The organism is Streptomyces sp. NBC_01267, from assembly GCF_036241575.1.
GTDB lineage: Bacteria > Actinomycetota > Actinomycetes > Streptomycetales > Streptomycetaceae > Streptomyces.
On record NZ_CP108455.1, the window covers coordinates 4,665,343 to 4,678,963 of the forward strand.

Annotated in this window: 16 protein-coding genes and 3 tRNA genes; 10 read left to right on the plus strand and 9 right to left on the minus strand. The window is 71.3% G+C overall.

What is annotated here, in order from left to right:
- Window positions 1-16: 16 nt before the first annotated feature.
- Window positions 17-289, plus strand: coding sequence for a GlsB/YeaQ/YmgE family stress response membrane protein (locus tag OG709_RS21445; RefSeq protein WP_250299202.1), 273 nt, complete (start codon window positions 17-19; stop codon window positions 287-289).
- 96 nt (window positions 290-385) lie between these two features.
- On the opposite strand, the gene OG709_RS21450 is transcribed toward OG709_RS21445, so the two are convergent.
- Entirely contained in the window at window positions 386-925 is a 540-nt protein-coding gene (locus OG709_RS21450) for a methylated-DNA--[protein]-cysteine S-methyltransferase (protein ID WP_266641384.1), read from the minus strand.
- Between the two features lie 163 nt (window positions 926-1,088).
- Window positions 1,089-1,577: a YajQ family cyclic di-GMP-binding protein gene (locus OG709_RS21455; RefSeq protein WP_250299204.1), complete on the minus strand. Its 489-nt coding sequence runs from the start codon at window positions 1,575-1,577 to the stop codon at window positions 1,089-1,091.
- A 191-nt stretch (window positions 1,578-1,768) separates the two neighbouring features.
- On the opposite strand from OG709_RS21455, the gene OG709_RS21460 reads away from it, so the two are divergent.
- A tRNA-Tyr gene (locus OG709_RS21460) sits at window positions 1,769-1,850 on the plus strand.
- A gap of 90 nt (window positions 1,851-1,940) precedes the next feature.
- Here the strand turns inward: OG709_RS21460 and OG709_RS21465 are convergent.
- The 5 genes from OG709_RS21465 to OG709_RS21485 form a co-directional block, all read right to left on the minus strand.
- Window positions 1,941-3,236, minus strand: coding sequence for an MFS transporter (locus OG709_RS21465; protein WP_266641378.1), 1,296 nt, complete (start codon window positions 3,234-3,236; stop codon window positions 1,941-1,943).
- Window positions 3,233-3,877, minus strand: coding sequence for a winged helix-turn-helix domain-containing protein (locus OG709_RS21470; RefSeq protein WP_250299206.1), 645 nt, complete (start codon window positions 3,875-3,877; stop codon window positions 3,233-3,235). The genes OG709_RS21465 and OG709_RS21470 overlap by 4 nt, the downstream gene beginning before the upstream one ends.
- Window positions 3,878-4,032: 155 nt before the next feature.
- A complete protein-coding gene (locus OG709_RS21475; protein ID WP_266641375.1) occupies window positions 4,033-4,554 on the minus strand; it encodes a GyrI-like domain-containing protein in 522 nt (173 codons plus the stop codon).
- The gene (locus OG709_RS21480; protein WP_250299209.1) at window positions 4,554-5,210 is read right to left on the minus strand and encodes an SDR family oxidoreductase; all 657 of its coding nucleotides are present in this window, start codon (window positions 5,208-5,210) and stop codon (window positions 4,554-4,556) included. Before OG709_RS21480 ends, OG709_RS21475 begins: the two co-directional genes overlap by 1 nt.
- A 110-nt stretch (window positions 5,211-5,320) precedes the next feature.
- Window positions 5,321-6,643 carry an amidohydrolase family protein gene (locus OG709_RS21485; RefSeq protein WP_250299211.1) on the minus strand — a complete coding sequence of 441 codons (1,323 nt, stop codon included), beginning with the start codon at window positions 6,641-6,643 and terminating at the stop codon, window positions 5,321-5,323.
- A gap of 223 nt (window positions 6,644-6,866) precedes the next feature.
- Here OG709_RS21485 and OG709_RS21490 point away from each other — a divergent pair.
- The 8 genes from OG709_RS21490 to OG709_RS21525 all read left to right on the plus strand — a co-directional run bounded on the left by OG709_RS21490 (window position 6,867) and on the right by OG709_RS21525 (window position 11,780).
- A tRNA-Thr gene (locus OG709_RS21490) sits at window positions 6,867-6,939 on the plus strand.
- Between the two features lie 44 nt (window positions 6,940-6,983).
- A tRNA-Met gene (locus OG709_RS21495) sits at window positions 6,984-7,056 on the plus strand.
- An 85-nt stretch (window positions 7,057-7,141) separates the two neighbouring features.
- A complete protein-coding gene (gene rpmG / locus OG709_RS21500) occupies window positions 7,142-7,306 on the plus strand; it encodes a 50S ribosomal protein L33 (protein WP_006604855.1) in 165 nt (54 codons plus the stop codon).
- A gap of 144 nt (window positions 7,307-7,450) precedes the next feature.
- Window positions 7,451-7,903 carry a MaoC family dehydratase N-terminal domain-containing protein gene (locus OG709_RS21505; RefSeq protein WP_250299212.1) on the plus strand — a complete coding sequence of 151 codons (453 nt, stop codon included), beginning with the start codon at window positions 7,451-7,453 and terminating at the stop codon, window positions 7,901-7,903.
- A gap of 2 nt (window positions 7,904-7,905) precedes the next feature.
- Window positions 7,906-8,343, plus strand: a complete 438-nt coding sequence (locus OG709_RS21510) for a MaoC family dehydratase (RefSeq protein ID WP_250299213.1) — start codon at window positions 7,906-7,908, stop codon at window positions 8,341-8,343.
- 158 nt (window positions 8,344-8,501) lie between these two features.
- Window positions 8,502-9,059, plus strand: coding sequence for a TetR/AcrR family transcriptional regulator (locus OG709_RS21515; RefSeq protein ID WP_250299215.1), 558 nt, complete (start codon window positions 8,502-8,504; stop codon window positions 9,057-9,059).
- A 152-nt stretch (window positions 9,060-9,211) separates the two neighbouring features.
- Window positions 9,212-10,645 (plus strand): MFS transporter, encoded by a 1,434-nt coding sequence (locus OG709_RS21520; RefSeq protein WP_250299217.1) that lies wholly within the window; start codon window positions 9,212-9,214, stop codon window positions 10,643-10,645.
- A 79-nt stretch (window positions 10,646-10,724) separates the two neighbouring features.
- Window positions 10,725-11,780: a UDP-N-acetylmuramate dehydrogenase gene (locus OG709_RS21525; RefSeq protein WP_250299220.1), complete on the plus strand. Its 1,056-nt coding sequence runs from the start codon at window positions 10,725-10,727 to the stop codon at window positions 11,778-11,780.
- A 52-nt stretch (window positions 11,781-11,832) separates the two neighbouring features.
- Here the strand turns inward: OG709_RS21525 and OG709_RS21530 are convergent, their stop codons facing one another.
- Entirely contained in the window at window positions 11,833-12,465 is a 633-nt protein-coding gene (locus OG709_RS21530) for an NAD(P)-dependent oxidoreductase (protein WP_250299221.1), read from the minus strand.
- A gap of 70 nt (window positions 12,466-12,535) precedes the next feature.
- Window positions 12,536-13,558, minus strand: a complete 1,023-nt coding sequence (locus OG709_RS21535) for an adenosine deaminase (RefSeq protein ID WP_250299222.1) — start codon at window positions 13,556-13,558, stop codon at window positions 12,536-12,538.
- Window positions 13,559-13,621: the final 63 nt, after the last annotated feature.

Here is a 13,621-nt window from a genome sequence, read left to right on the forward strand (position 1 = left end):
AAGGCAGGCTCTGCTCATGGGAATCATCAGTTGGATCATCCTCGGACTGCTCGCCGGAGCCGTCGCCAAGATCCTGCTCCCCGGGCGTGATCCGGGCGGGCTGATCGGCACCACCCTCATAGGCATCGCGGGAGCCTTCATCGGTGGCTGGGCCGCCTCGCACTTCTTCAACCACCCGGTGACCAAGCACTTCTACGACGGCCCCACCTGGATCTCGGCCATCGGCGGTTCGCTCGTCCTGCTGATCCTCTACCGCCTGCTCTTCGGCAATTCACGCGACCGCCGCTGACCGCCCCGCGCCGCCCGGCAGCCCTTTCGGCCGGGCCGGGCCGGGCCGGGCCGGAACCCCGGTCGGGTCGGGAACCCCGGTCGGTCGGAGCGGGCGCTACCGGCCCCCCGGGCCCACCAGGGCCCCTTCGAGCCCCAGCAGCCACTGCTTGCGCTCAAGGCCGCCCGCGTATCCGCGCAGCGCGCCGTCCGCGCCGATCACGCGGTGGCAGGGCCGTACGACCAGCAGCGGATTGCGCCCGATCGCGGTCCCCACCGCGCGGACCCCGGCCCCCGAGAGCCCGATGCGGGCGGCGATCTCCCCGTACGACACGGTGGCGCCGTACTCCAGCCCGTCCAGCGCGGTCCACACACGCTGCTGGAACGCGCTCCCGCCACCCGCGAAGTCGATCTCGAACCCGGTCAGTTCGCCGGCGAAGTAGGCCCGAAGCTGCCCGGTGACCGCTTCGAAGGCGTGAGGGGCCGACCGCCACCCGGACGCGGTGGCGTCATCGATGCGGGTGCCGCCCTTCTGTCCCGGTACCGAGAGCGAGACGAGCGCCACTCCGCCCCGCGCGTCCGCCGATTCCTCGCCCACCAGCAGCAGTTCACCGAGCGGACTGCCGAGCGTGGTGAAGATCCTGGTGCGGGGTGTCATCGGGTGCTCCCTTCCTCGTGGCGTCCCGGCGGTCGCTCCACCGGGACACCTACGAGTCTGCGACCCCCGGACCACCGGGACCGGCGGTCTTCGGACATCGCGTCCGGCCGCCGGGAACGGCCCGCGAACAGCGGTTCGGCAGGCGGTCCGGCCAGCCGCCCGGTCAGCGGTAGTTCACGAACTGCAGCGCGAAGTCGAAGTCCTTGCCCTTCACCAGCGCCTGTACGGCCTGCAGGTCGTCGCGGCTCTTGGAGCTGACCCGCAGCTCCTCGCCCTGGACCTGCGCCTTGACGCCCTTGGGGCCCTCGTCGCGGATGACCTTCGCGACCTTCTTGGCGTTGTCCTGCGAGATGCCTTCCTCGATCGTGGCGAAGATCTTGTACTCCTTGCCGGACAGCTGCGGCTCACCGGCGTCCAGCGCCTTGAGCGAGATCCCGCGCTTGATCAGCTTGGTCTGGAACACGTCGAGGATCGCGTTGACGCGCTCCTCGGAGTTCGCCTGCATGAGGATCTTCTCGCCCGACCAGTCGATCGAAGCCCCGACGTTCTTGAAGTCGTAGCGCTGCGAGATCTCCTTGGCGGCCTGGTTGAGGGCGTTGTCGACCTCCTGCCGCTCGACCTTCGAGACGATGTCGAAACTGGAGTCGGCCATGTCCTGTGGCTCCTTGTATCGGGTGTGCTGAGGCGTACGGCCGGCGGCCCGGCCTGTCGCGCGCAAGCCTACGACCTTGCCCCGCCCGGCCCTGATCAATCGGGTGGCGAAGCACCCCGGGACATCGGGTATCGTTTACGTCGTTGCCACGGAGCACCGCCGCAAAGCGGTTCGCCGTAGCGGCAATCCCTGGCGGTATGCCCGAGTGGCCAAAGGGAGCAGACTGTAAATCTGCCGGCTCAGCCTACCGTGGTTCGAACCCACGTGCCGCCACAAGAATCAGCCCCTGACCAGTACGTATGGTCAGGGGCTGTTCTCGTTCCCGGCCGTGCTGTGCCGTTCCCCGGCCGGTCCGCGCCGTTCTCAGACGCGCTGCTCCTGGCCGGGTTCCGCCGCCGGGGCGGGCACCGGTTCGGCGGGCTGCCCCGGCTCGGGCTCCGGAAGCTCCCGCAACTGCCGCATCGGCGCGGGCAGGAGCCACAGCACCGCCAGCATCGCCCCGACCGCCGCGATCCACAGCGTCGGCCGCAGCCCGAGCGCGCCGCCCAGCGCTCCGCCGGTCAGGGCGCCGAGCGGCCGGAAGCCGTGGTTGAGCGTGCGGTAGGCGCCCATCACCCGGGAACGCAGCGCGTGCGGCACGACCGCCGCCTGGACCGAGCCGAGGGCGATGTCCACGATCATCACCCCGACCCCGCCGACGAACTCGGCGAGGAAGAGCATCAGCAGCACCACCTCCTTCGGGCCACCGGCGAGCGGCACCAGCGGCATCGGGACGGTGAAGCCGAGGAACCCGGCGATCACCGCGGGCCCGACGCCGATCCGCCGCACGACCCGGCCCGCCAGCACCGAACCCGCCAGCGCGCCCACGGCGCCCGCGCCGAGCACCAGGCCCAACAGCCCTGCTCCGAGCCCGAGTTCCACGGTCGCGTAGAGCACCAGGAGGGTGCTGCCCATGAAGGAGAAGAACTGGACCGTGCCGGCGGCGCCGAGACTCGCGCGGATGACGGGGTTGTCCCGGATCCAGCGGAGCCCCGTCATGAGCTGCTGCTTCTCCGGCGCGGCCGGGGGAGGCTCGGCGGGGGAGACGCGGGCCAGACAGAGGGCGGACGCGAGGTACGACAGCGCGTCGGCGGCCAGCGCGAACGGCGCGGTGAGCACTTGCACGAGCAGGCCCCCGGCGCTCGGCCCTGCCATCTGGGAGAGCGCCCGGCTGCCGTTGACCAGCGAATTGCCCTCGATGTACGCGCGGGTCGGCAGCAGCGCGACGAAGAGCGTGGCATCGCACAGGTCGAAGAGCACGCTGAGCATCCCGACGCCGAAGGCGACCGCGTACAGCAGCGGGAGCGAGAGGGCGTCCAGGGCGTACGCGACCGGGAGTACGGCGATCAGCAGCGCCCGCCCGAGGTCGCAGGCGATCATGACGCGCCGGCGGTGGCGCCACCGGTCCGCCCAGGCGCCCGCGGGCAGCGCGAGCAGCGCGGGGACGAGACCGGCGGCCTTCAGCCAGCCCAGCCCGGAGGCGTCGGCGTGCAGGACGAGGACCGCGGCGAGGGGGATGGCGATGAGGGAGATCTCGTCGCCGAGGAGGGAGACGGTGTGACCGGTCCAGTAGCGGCGGAACTGCCGTTCGCGCAGCAGCGCGGGTATGTGGGTCTTCACCGGTCCTGCGCTTCCTGCCCGGCCGGTTCGGCCTCGGCGGCCGGGGACCCGGCCTCACCGGGGCGCCCGGCTTCCGGGGGCGCGCTCTCGGGGAACGCGGCGAGTATCAGGCTGACCTCGCGCGCCCCCTCGGGCCGGAGCGAGGGATCCGACTGGCGGGGTTCGTACTGCTTCAGCAGATCGTCGATGCGTTCCCCGAGCTCGGTGAGTTCACCGGCGGTGAGGTGCAGGAGCGTGTCGCCGGACTGCTGCGCCTCCTGCCACTCCCGAGGCAGCTCGCGCCGCCTCTCGGTGGCCCGCACCATGCGCTCGAAGTACTGCTCGGCCACTGCGGTGTTGAGGGCGTCGGCCGCCTCCGCGACGGACGGGTCCTCGCTGTAGGTGGGCCAGGACGTGAAGGACGCGGTCGCCTGCCAGGGCTTCTCCCGGCCGCGTCCGCCGGGCGCCTCCTCCACCAGTCCGTACTTGGCGAGCATCCGCAGGTGGTACGAGCAACTGGCGACCGATTCACCGGTCAGCTCGGCGGCACGGGTGGCGGTGAACGGCCCGGTGCGGCGGAGCAGCCCGACGAGTGTCATGCGGGTGGGGTGGGCGTAGGCGCGAAGGGCGCGGGGGTCGGTGAGACTGACGCTGCGTGGCATGCGTCTAAAGATAGCTTTCTAAAGACTTCTTTAGAAGAGCTGGACGGAGGATTCCCGACGGTCTGTGCCGACGGCCTCCCGATGCCCCTTCCGTGGCCTCCCGGCAGCCCGTCAGTGGCCCTTCAGCGGCCCTTCATCGATCCTTCAGTGGTCCTTCAGTGGTCCTTCAGCCGGAAGGCCAGCTCCACTTCCCACTTGGACATGTCCGGCTCCTCGCGCGGATCCGTCTTGTAGATCTCCAGACGGCAGCCCCACTCCTCGACCACGTCGGCCTTCTCCATGTCCCACTCCGTACCGCGCGCGGCGGCCCACTCCAGAAGTCCGGCCGTCACCCCCAAGAGCTCCTGCGGGTGGCCGATATGAGTGACCGTCAGATATGTCCCGGCAGGCAGTACGTCCGTGAAGATCTCACCCGCGTCGGGGTCCCCACCGGCGTCCGCGCCGGCCGGATCCGAAGCCATCGGCACACCGGCCTCGACCTCCATCCCGCGTTCCATGTCGATCACCAGGTACCGGAAGAACGGCGCGCCCGCGGTCTCGATCCCGCGCTCCGCGAGCCAGCCGAAGACGTCCACCAGGCGGTCGGCGATCAGCGGGAAAGTGTCCATCGTGACGGCTTCCCGGACCGCCGCGTACGGCTGCGCCGCCCGCTCCACGGTCACCGGTGTGTTCTGCATCAGTTGCCTGCCACGTCCTTGACCGCGACGGCGACCGGCACCGAGCCGCCGATCAACTCCAGTGTCAGGCCCGCCGTCGCCGGGGTTTCGACGAGCTCGGCCAGCACCGCCGCCACGTCGTCACGGGTGACCGGACCGCGCCCCGTTCTGGCTTCCAGGCGTACGTGACCGGTGCCCGCGTCGTCGGTCAGCGCGCCGGGGCGCAGGACCGTCCAGTCCAGGCCGGTCCTGGACCGCACCGCCTCGTCCGCCGCGCCCTTCGCGCGCAGATAGGCGTCGAAGATGCCGTCGCCCTGGTGCGTGGTGTCGGCGCCCATGGACGAGACGATCAGGTAGCGGCGTACCCCGGCCTGTTCGGCGGCGTCCGCGAACTTCACGGCCGCGTCCCGGTCCACGGTGTCCTTGCGCTCGGCGGTGCTGCCCGGACCCGCGCCCGCCGCGAAGACCACCGCGTCCGCGCCCTCCAACGCCTGCGCCACCTGCGCCACGGTCGCCGACTCCAGGTCCAGCACGACCGGTTCGGCGCCCGCGGCTCTCAGGTCGTCCGCCTGTCCTGCGGCGCGGATGATGCCCGCGACCTCGTCACCGCGCGCGGCGAGCAGACGCTCCAGCCGCAGCGCGATCTGACCATGTCCACCTGCGATGACAATGCGCATGGTTTCGACGGTACGCCGGAGTGGCCCGGCCCGCTCAGGATCCGCGCGGACGGGGCCCGCACCCTTCCGGAACCGCCCCGGAACCGGCGCTGACGAGGCACGACGCCCGTTCAGGGACCGACGTCCGTCCGTCCCTGGCGCGGCAGTTCGAACGCGATGGCCGCTGCCGAGTCGCAGTACTCCCGCACCGCACTGGTCCGCGCGACGACCCGCCCGCGGTGGATGACGATGCGGCTGTACGCGAGGGAGAGCACCGAGGAGAGCCGTTCCCCGCGCACCGCGAGGAGCTCGGCCGGGAAGCCCGCCTCCAGCCGCACCTCGGGCAGCCCCATCGCTCCCCGCGCCGCCGAACTGACCGCCTCGTACGCCTCCGCAGCCCGCAGCCCGCTCTGCGACGCGAGCAGGTAGGCGGCCTCCAGCGGGTCCCCGCGGCCCACCGGGTTGGTCAGGTCGCGCAGCGCCCCGCTGCCCGCGGCGACGCGCACCCCGGCCGCGCGGAGCAGCCGTACGGGGGCCACACCGCGCCGCTCCACGCCGCCGCAGCCGCCCTGCGGCTGGCAGATCACGGTCACCCCGGCGGCGGCCAGTTGGCCGGCGGCGCGGGCGGCCGTGTCGTGCGGCAGCCGGGACAGCCCGCCGCAGGGCCCGATCGCGACGCCCGGACGCAGCCCGCCGGACATGGCCGCGAGCCTGGCCAGCCGCGCGGGGTCGTCACCGTCCGTGTGCAGATCGACGGCGCAGCCCTGCTCGGCGGCGACTTCGAGGACGGCCTGGACGTATCCGGTCGGGTCGGGATCGAGGTCGGGGCAGCCGCCGACGACCGCGGCGCCCATCTTCACGGCGTCCCGCAGCATCGCGAGCCCGTCGGCGCCCGCGAGGCCGGTGAGCAGCCGGGGCACGGCCACGGCCGTGAGGTCGGCGAGCCCGTGCAGGGACCGCCGGGCCTGGAGTACGGCTTCCATGGCGCCGAGCCCCTGGACGTCGCCGATGCGGACGTGTGAACGCAGGGCGGTGGCGCCGTGCCCGAGCTGCAGCAGGGCGGCCTCGGTGGCACGGCGCTGGATGTCCGGGACGCCGTCGGCGACGGGCCCGGCGAGGTGTGCTGGATTGGTGGGAATTGTGCGGTTGGCGGGCCCGCCGGGCGGGTCCGCTCCACCGGCGGCGGGTCCGCCGCCCAGCGGGCGGGCCTCGGCGGTGAGCGCGGTGTCGCTGTGCGCGTGCGGCTCGGCCGGGGCCGGGAGCAGCAGGAATCCGCTGAGGTCGACGCGGGAGCCCCGGCCGCCGAGGCTGCCCGCGGTGCCGACGGCTTCGATGCGCCCGTCGCTGAGGCGTACGTCCACGGTGCGCCCGTCGGTCAGACGGGCGCCACGGAGCAGGAGCCCGGTGGCGTCTGCGGTGACTCCTTCGGGAGGCCGCGGCTGGCGGTCGGGCATCGCGCTCCTGGGTACGGGGCCGGGCGTGACGGGTGATGTCACACAGCGTGAAGCGAGCCTAGGCGCCTGTCGGCCGGGCTTCGAGGAGGGGCGCAATAGTCGTACCGGTGGTGCTTCTTGTGGCCTGCGGGGGAGGTGTGCGGAACCGGCGCGGGGGCTGCCGGGAGGGGCTCCCATAAGGATTTGGGCGTCGGCGAAGGACCGTGTAATGTCTTCATCGCTCGCCCCAATAGCTCAGTCGGTAGAGCGTCTCCATGGTAAGGAGAAGGTCTACGGTTCGATTCCGTATTGGGGCTCTGGTGCGGTAGCCCTCACCTTCGGGTGAGGGATTCCGTATCAAAGCGGTGTAGCTCAGTCGGTAGAGCAAGCGGCTCATAATCGCTGTGTCACCGGTTCAAGTCCGGTCACCGCTACACACGGTAGCCGATTGTGGGGTCGGTCCTTCGATCGGCTACTCTTTTATGCGTTCATCCGTCCATCCGTCCAAGGAGCACTCACGTGGCTGCCACCGACGTCCGCCCGAAGATCACGCTGGCCTGCGTGGAGTGCAAGGAGCGGAACTACATCACCAAGAAGAACCGGCGTAACGACCCGGACCGTCTTGAGATGAAGAAGCACTGCCCGCGCTGCAACTCGCACACCGCGCACCGCGAAACGCGCTGACCCAGGCGTTTCACTCCACAGGCACAGGCCCGAGGCCGTCCCCTTCACCGGGGGCGGCCTCGCGTCGTTTCTGCAGTGACTCACGGTTATTCTCACTCTCGGCATTTCCGGTTTTCCCGGCAACCAAGCAGGAGGTAGTGAGCCATGGCGCTCGACCAGTCCTTCGTGGGGCGGACGTATCCGCCCTCCGCGCCGTACGAGGTCGGCCGGGAGAAGATCCGCGAGTTCGCCGATGCGGTGGGTGACGCCAATCCCGCGTACACCGATCCGGAAGCGGCGAAAGCGCTGGGTCACTCCGACGTAATAGCGCCGCCGACCTTTGTCTTCTCCATCACATTCAAAGCGGCGGGCGCCGTCATCCAGGACCCCCAGCTGGGCCTGGACTACTCGCGGGTGGTGCACGGCGACCAGAAGTTCGCCTACCGGCGCCCGGTGCGGGCGGGAGACCGGCTGACGGTCACTTCGACCATCGAGGCGATCAAGTCCCTGGCGGGGAACGACATCATCGACATCCGCGGTGAGGTCCACGACGAGTCCGGCGAACATGTCGTGACCGCGTGGACGAAGCTGGTGTCGCGAGCGGCCGAGGAGGCGTGACGGTGACGGCGAAGATTTCGTACGACAGTGTCGAGGTCGGCACCGAGCTGCCCCCTCAGTCCTTTCCGGTGACGCGCGCGACGCTGGTGCAGTACGCGGGCGCGTCCGGCGACTTCAACCCGATCCACTGGAACGAGAAGTTCGCGGTGGAGGTCGGGCTGCCCGACGTCATCGCGCACGGGATGTTCACCATGGCCGAGGCGATCCGGGTGGTCACGGACTGGCTGGGCGACCCCGGTGCGGTCGTGGAGTACGGCGTCCGCTTCACCAAGCCGGTCGTCGTCCCGAACGACGACAAGGGCGCGCTGATCGAGGTCAGCGCCAAGGTCGGGGCCGTCGTGGGGGAACCCGAGGACAGGACGGTACGGGTGGACCTCACGGCGATGAGCGACGACAAGAAGGTCCTGGGCATGTCCCGCGCGGTGGTCCGCCTCGCCTGAGTGCGCACCTGCGTAACTGCGTGCGAGTGGTGAGGGGCGTCCGCCGAGTGCGGGCGCCCCTCACGCGTCCCCCCACCCGCCGCCGCGCCCGCCCCCGTATCCGGCCCGGACCGTGGCACCTCTTGACACGGATAGTTATCAGTCACTAACTTTCTCGTATGGTCAGGATGAGCGCAGAGGAGCGACGTGAGAGCGTCATCCGCGCGGCGATGATCGAATTCGCCCGCGGCGGCTATCACGGCACCGCAACCGAGGCGATCGCCAAGCGGGTGGGTGTCTCGCAGCCGTATCTCTTCCGGCTCTTCCCGAACAAAGAAGCCATCTTCCTCGCGGCGTCCGGCCGTTGCATCGAGGACACCACGGCCGTCTTCGTGAAGGCGGCCGAGGGGTTGCAGGGCGATGAGGCCCTGCACGCCATGGGGCAGGCGTACCAGGCGCTCATCGCGGACGACCCGGACAAGCTGCTGATGCAGATGCAGATGTACGTCGCGGTGGCCTCCGCCGAGGCGTCCGGCGACCACGAGTTCGGCCGGGTGCTGCGGGCCGGCTGGATGGGGCTGTACGACGCGATCCAGCTGGCACTCGGCGTGGACACGGGCGAGACCACCCAGTTCCTGGCGTACGGCATGCTCATCAACACCCTTGTCTCGCTGGGGTTCTCCGCGGACCACCGGGTCTGGACCGGCTTCTACGACTCGGCCCAGCCCAAGAAATAAGCGCCGCGGGTGCCGGCGCCGACGTGCTGAACGCGCACCATCGGGCGGGCCATGCGCATGCCCGGACAAGTTAGTGATCAATTACTAAGACCGACCGGTCCGAGCTTCAGGGGGAGCAAGTGAACGAACGTCCGAAGCTTCAGGGGGAGCAAGTGAACGAACAAGCAGCCCGGCGCGCAGGTGCCACCTGGGCCCTGGTCATCACCAGCGCCGCCGGATTCATGGCGGCTCTCGACAACCTCGTCGTCACCACGGCCCTGCCTTCCATCCGCAAGGACCTCGGCGGCGCGCTGGAGGACCTCCAGTGGACGGTGAGCGCGTACACCCTCACCTTCGCCGTCCTGCTCATGTTCGGTGCCGCCCTCGGTGACCGGTTCGGGCGCCGGAAGCTCTTCCTCGTGGGCCTCACGATATTCACCGGCGCCTCCGCCGCGGCGGCCCTCGCCCCGGGCATCGCGCCGCTGATCGCCGCCCGCGCGGTGCAGGGCGTCGGCGCCGCGATCATGATGCCGCTCACCCTGACCCTGCTCACCGCGGCCGTGCCCGCCGCCCGCCGTGGTGCGGCCCTCGGGATCTTCAGCGCCGTCACCGGACTCGCGGTCGCCAGCGGTCCGCTCATCGGCGGCAGCCTCACCGAGCACCTGTCCTGGCAGTGGATCTTCTGGCTCAACGTGCCGATCGGCCTGGTGCTGCTGCCGTTCGCCCGGCTGCGCCTCACCGAGTCGTACGCCCCGGACGCCCGCCTCGACGTCCCTGGCACGCTCCTCGTCAGCGGCGGGCTCTTCGGGATCGTCTACGGCCTGGTCAACGGGCAGTCGGACGGCTGGGCCAGCGCTCCGATCCTGACCAGTCTCATCGCCGGTGCCGTGCTCCTGGCCGGGTTCGTCCGCCACGGGTTCACCCATCCCCGCCCCATGCTCCCCATGCGGCTCTTCCGTAACCGCGGCTTCGCCGGGATCAATCTGGCCAGCATGCTCATGTTCCTGGGGATGTTCGGTTCGATCTTCCTGCTCAGCCAGTTCTTCCAGGGGGTCGTCGGTTACTCGCCCACCGAGGCGGGGCTGCGGATGCTGCCCTGGACCGGAATGCCGCTGGTCATCGCGCCGTTCGCGGGCATCCTCTCGGACCGGATCGGCAGCCGCCCGGTGGTCGCGGTGGGCCTCGCCCTCCAGGCCGTCGGCCTGGCGCTCTTCGCGATGACCATCGGTACGGACGTCTCGTACCCGGCGATGCTTCCGGCCCTGATCCTCGGCGGAACCGGGATGGCGCTGTTCTTCGCCCCCGCGTCCAGTGTGGTCATGTCCAGCGTGCGGCCCTCCGAACAGGGTGTCGCCTCCGGTACGAACAACGCCGTGCGGGAAGTCGGCGGATCGCTGGGCATCGCGGTCCTCGGCGCGGTCTTCGCGGCTCAGGGCGGGTACGAGACGCCGACGGCCTTCACGGACGGCACCGTCCCCGCCCTGTGGATCGGCGCCGCGGTGGTCGCCGTCGCGGCGCTCGCCGCCGCCCTGCTGATCCCGGGCCGTGGCGTCCCGGGCCCGGCGGAGGAGGCCGCCGACGAGGAGCGGGCGCTCGTCTCCGCCTGACTGCCGCCCGGCGGTCCGTCGGGGAACGCGTGGAACGGCCCCGCCCGAACGGCGGGGCCGTTCTCGTACGCTTGGCCCCGTGCAGGAACTCTTCGAAGCCCCACTCGCCCCCCTGACCACCTTCCGCCTCGGCGGCCCCGCGACCCGGCTGATCACCGCCGAGACCGACGCCGAAGTGATCGAAGCCGCCCGCGAGGCCGATGCGAGCGGCACCCCGCTGCTGGTCATCGGCGGCGGGTCCAACCTGGTCATCGGAGACAAGGGGTTCGCGGGCACCGCCCTGCGGATCGCGACCCGGGGCTGCACGCTCTCCGGCACGACGCTGGAGCTCGCGGCCGGCGAGGTCTGGAGCGACGCGGTGGCCCGTACCGTCGAAGCCGGGCTCGCGGGGATCGAGTGCCTGGCCGGAATCCCTGGTTCCGCGGGTGCGACGCCGATCCAGAACGTCGGGGCGTACGGCCAGGAGGTCTCCTCGACCATCACCGAGGTCGTCGCCTACGACCGGAGCACGGGGGAGACCGTCACGATTCCCCGCGCCGAGTGCCGGTTCTCGTACCGGAACAGTCGTTTCAAGTCCGAGCCTGACCGCTTTCTGGTGCTGCGTGTCCGCTTCCAGCTCGAAGACGCGGGCGGCCTCTCGGCCCCGATCGCCTACCCGGAGACGGCGCGCGCGCTCGGCGTCGAGGCCGGTGACCGGGTGCCGGCCGCGGTCGCCCGCGAGACCGTGCTGCGGCTGCGGGCGGGCAAGGGCATGGTGCTGGACGCCGGGGACCACGACACCTGGTCGGCCGGTTCGTTCTTCACCAACCCGATCCTGGACGACGAGGCGTTCGCCGCCTTCCGCACCCGGGTGCACGACCGCCTCGGCCCGGACGCCGGACCGCCCGCGTTCCCCGCGGGAGAGGGGTACACCAAGACCTCCGCGGCCTGGCTCATCGACAAGGCGGGCTTCACCAAGGGGTACGGCACCGGCCCGGCCCGTATCTCCACCAAGCACACGCTGGCCCTGACCAACCGCGGCGCCGCCACCACCGACGACCTGCTCGCACTCGCCCGCGAGGTCGTCGCGGGCGTGCACGAGGCGTTCGGCGTGACGCTGGTCAACGAGCCGGTGACGGTGGGCGTCAGCCTCTGACGAGGCGGTCGGGGACCCGCGTACGCATCCCGGGCCCCGGCAGCAAAAGGCCCTAGTACGCGACCCCGACCCCTTGCCGCACCGTCGCCGGGTCGTCGATCATCGCCAGCATCGCGTGCGCCACGTCGGCGCGCGCGATGGACCTGCCGCCGCGCGGATTGCCACCGATGACGGTCCGGTACGTGCCGGTCAGCGGCTTGTTCGTCAGCTTCGGCGGCCGGACGGCCGTCCAGTCCGTGGCGCTCCGTGCGATCTCGTCCTCCATGACCCGCAGATCGGCGTACACGTCCTTCAGGATCGCGCCGATCAGGCCCAGCGCCGCGCGGTCGACCAGCGACTGCCCCGCGGTGACCGGCGCCAGCGGAGCCGCGCTCACCACCAGCAGCCGCCGTACGCCCTCCGCCTCCATCGCCGCCAGCACCGGGCGGGTGAGGACCGCGGCGACGCCCGCGTCCTTGCGGGCCCGTGCCCCGAGCCCGGAGAGCACCGCGTCCCGGCCCGCCACCGCGGCGCGCAGCGACTCCGCGTCCCGCAGGTCCGAGCGGAACACGTCGAGTCCCGCTCCCGTCGCGGTCAGCCGCGCCGGATCGCGCACCACGGCCGTCACCTGATGGCCGGACTCCAGCGCCTGCCGGACGATCTGCCCGCCGATGCCGCCGGTCGCGCCGAACACGGTGAGTTTCATCGCGCACCCTCCTGGGGTGGGTAAGTGCCGCCGGGGCCGACCGCCTGCGCGGTCTCCTCCGCTCGCCCGCTCATGGTCGACCCGTGAGCCAGTCGTCCACGCCGGCCAGCATCTTCGTACGGACGTCCGCCGGCGCCGCCGAGCCGCGCACCGACTGCCGTGCCAGCTCGGCCAGTTCGGCGTCGCTGAACCCCTGGGCGCGTGCCAGCTCGTACTGGGCCGCCAGTCGCGACCCGAACAGCAGCGGGTCGTCCGCGCCGAGCGCCATCGGCACCCCGGCGTCGAACAACCGTCGCAGGGGTACGTCCTCGTGCTTCTCGTAGACACCGAGCGCCACGTTCGACGCCGGGCACACCTCGCAGGTCACCCCGCGGTCGGCCAGCCGCTTCAGCAGGGCGGGGTCCTCGGCGGCCCGCACCCCGTGCCCGATCCGCGAGGCGTGCAGATCGTCCAGGCAGTCGCGGACCGACGCGGGGCCGCTGAGCTCCCCGCCGTGCGGCGCGGCCAGCAGGCCGCCCTCCCGGGCGATGGCGAAGGCCCGGTCGAAGTCGCGGGCCATGCCCCGGCGTTCGTCGTTGGAGAGCCCGAACCCGACCACGCCCCGGTCCGCGTACCGCACCGCGAGGCGGGCGAGCGTCCGGGCGTCCAGGGGGTGCTTCATCCGGTTCGCGGCCACCACGACCCGTATCCCGAGCCCGGTCTCCCGCGACGCGGCGTCCACCGCGTCCAGGATGATCTCCAGCGCAGGGATCAGCCCGCCGAGCAGCGGTGCGTACGAGGTGGGGTCGACCTGGATCTCCAGCCAGCCCGCACCGTCCCGTACGTCCTCCTCGGCGGCCTCGCGCACCAGCCGCTGGATGTCCTCCGGCGCGCGCAGGCAGGACCGGGCGATGTCGTAGAGCCGCTGGAAACGGAACCAGCCGCGCTCGTCGGTGGCCCGCAGCTTCGGAGGCTCGCCGCCGGTCAGCGCCTCGGGCAGGTGCACGCCGTATCTGTCGGCCAGTTCCAGCAGGGTCGTGGGCCGCATCGACCCGGTGAAGTGCAGATGCAGATGGGCCTTCGGCAGCAGCCTGATGTCACGTACGTGCTCCATCCCAGGATCCTGCCGTACGGACCCACCACGCCGGTACCCGCATTCCACCGACGAGTGGGTGGC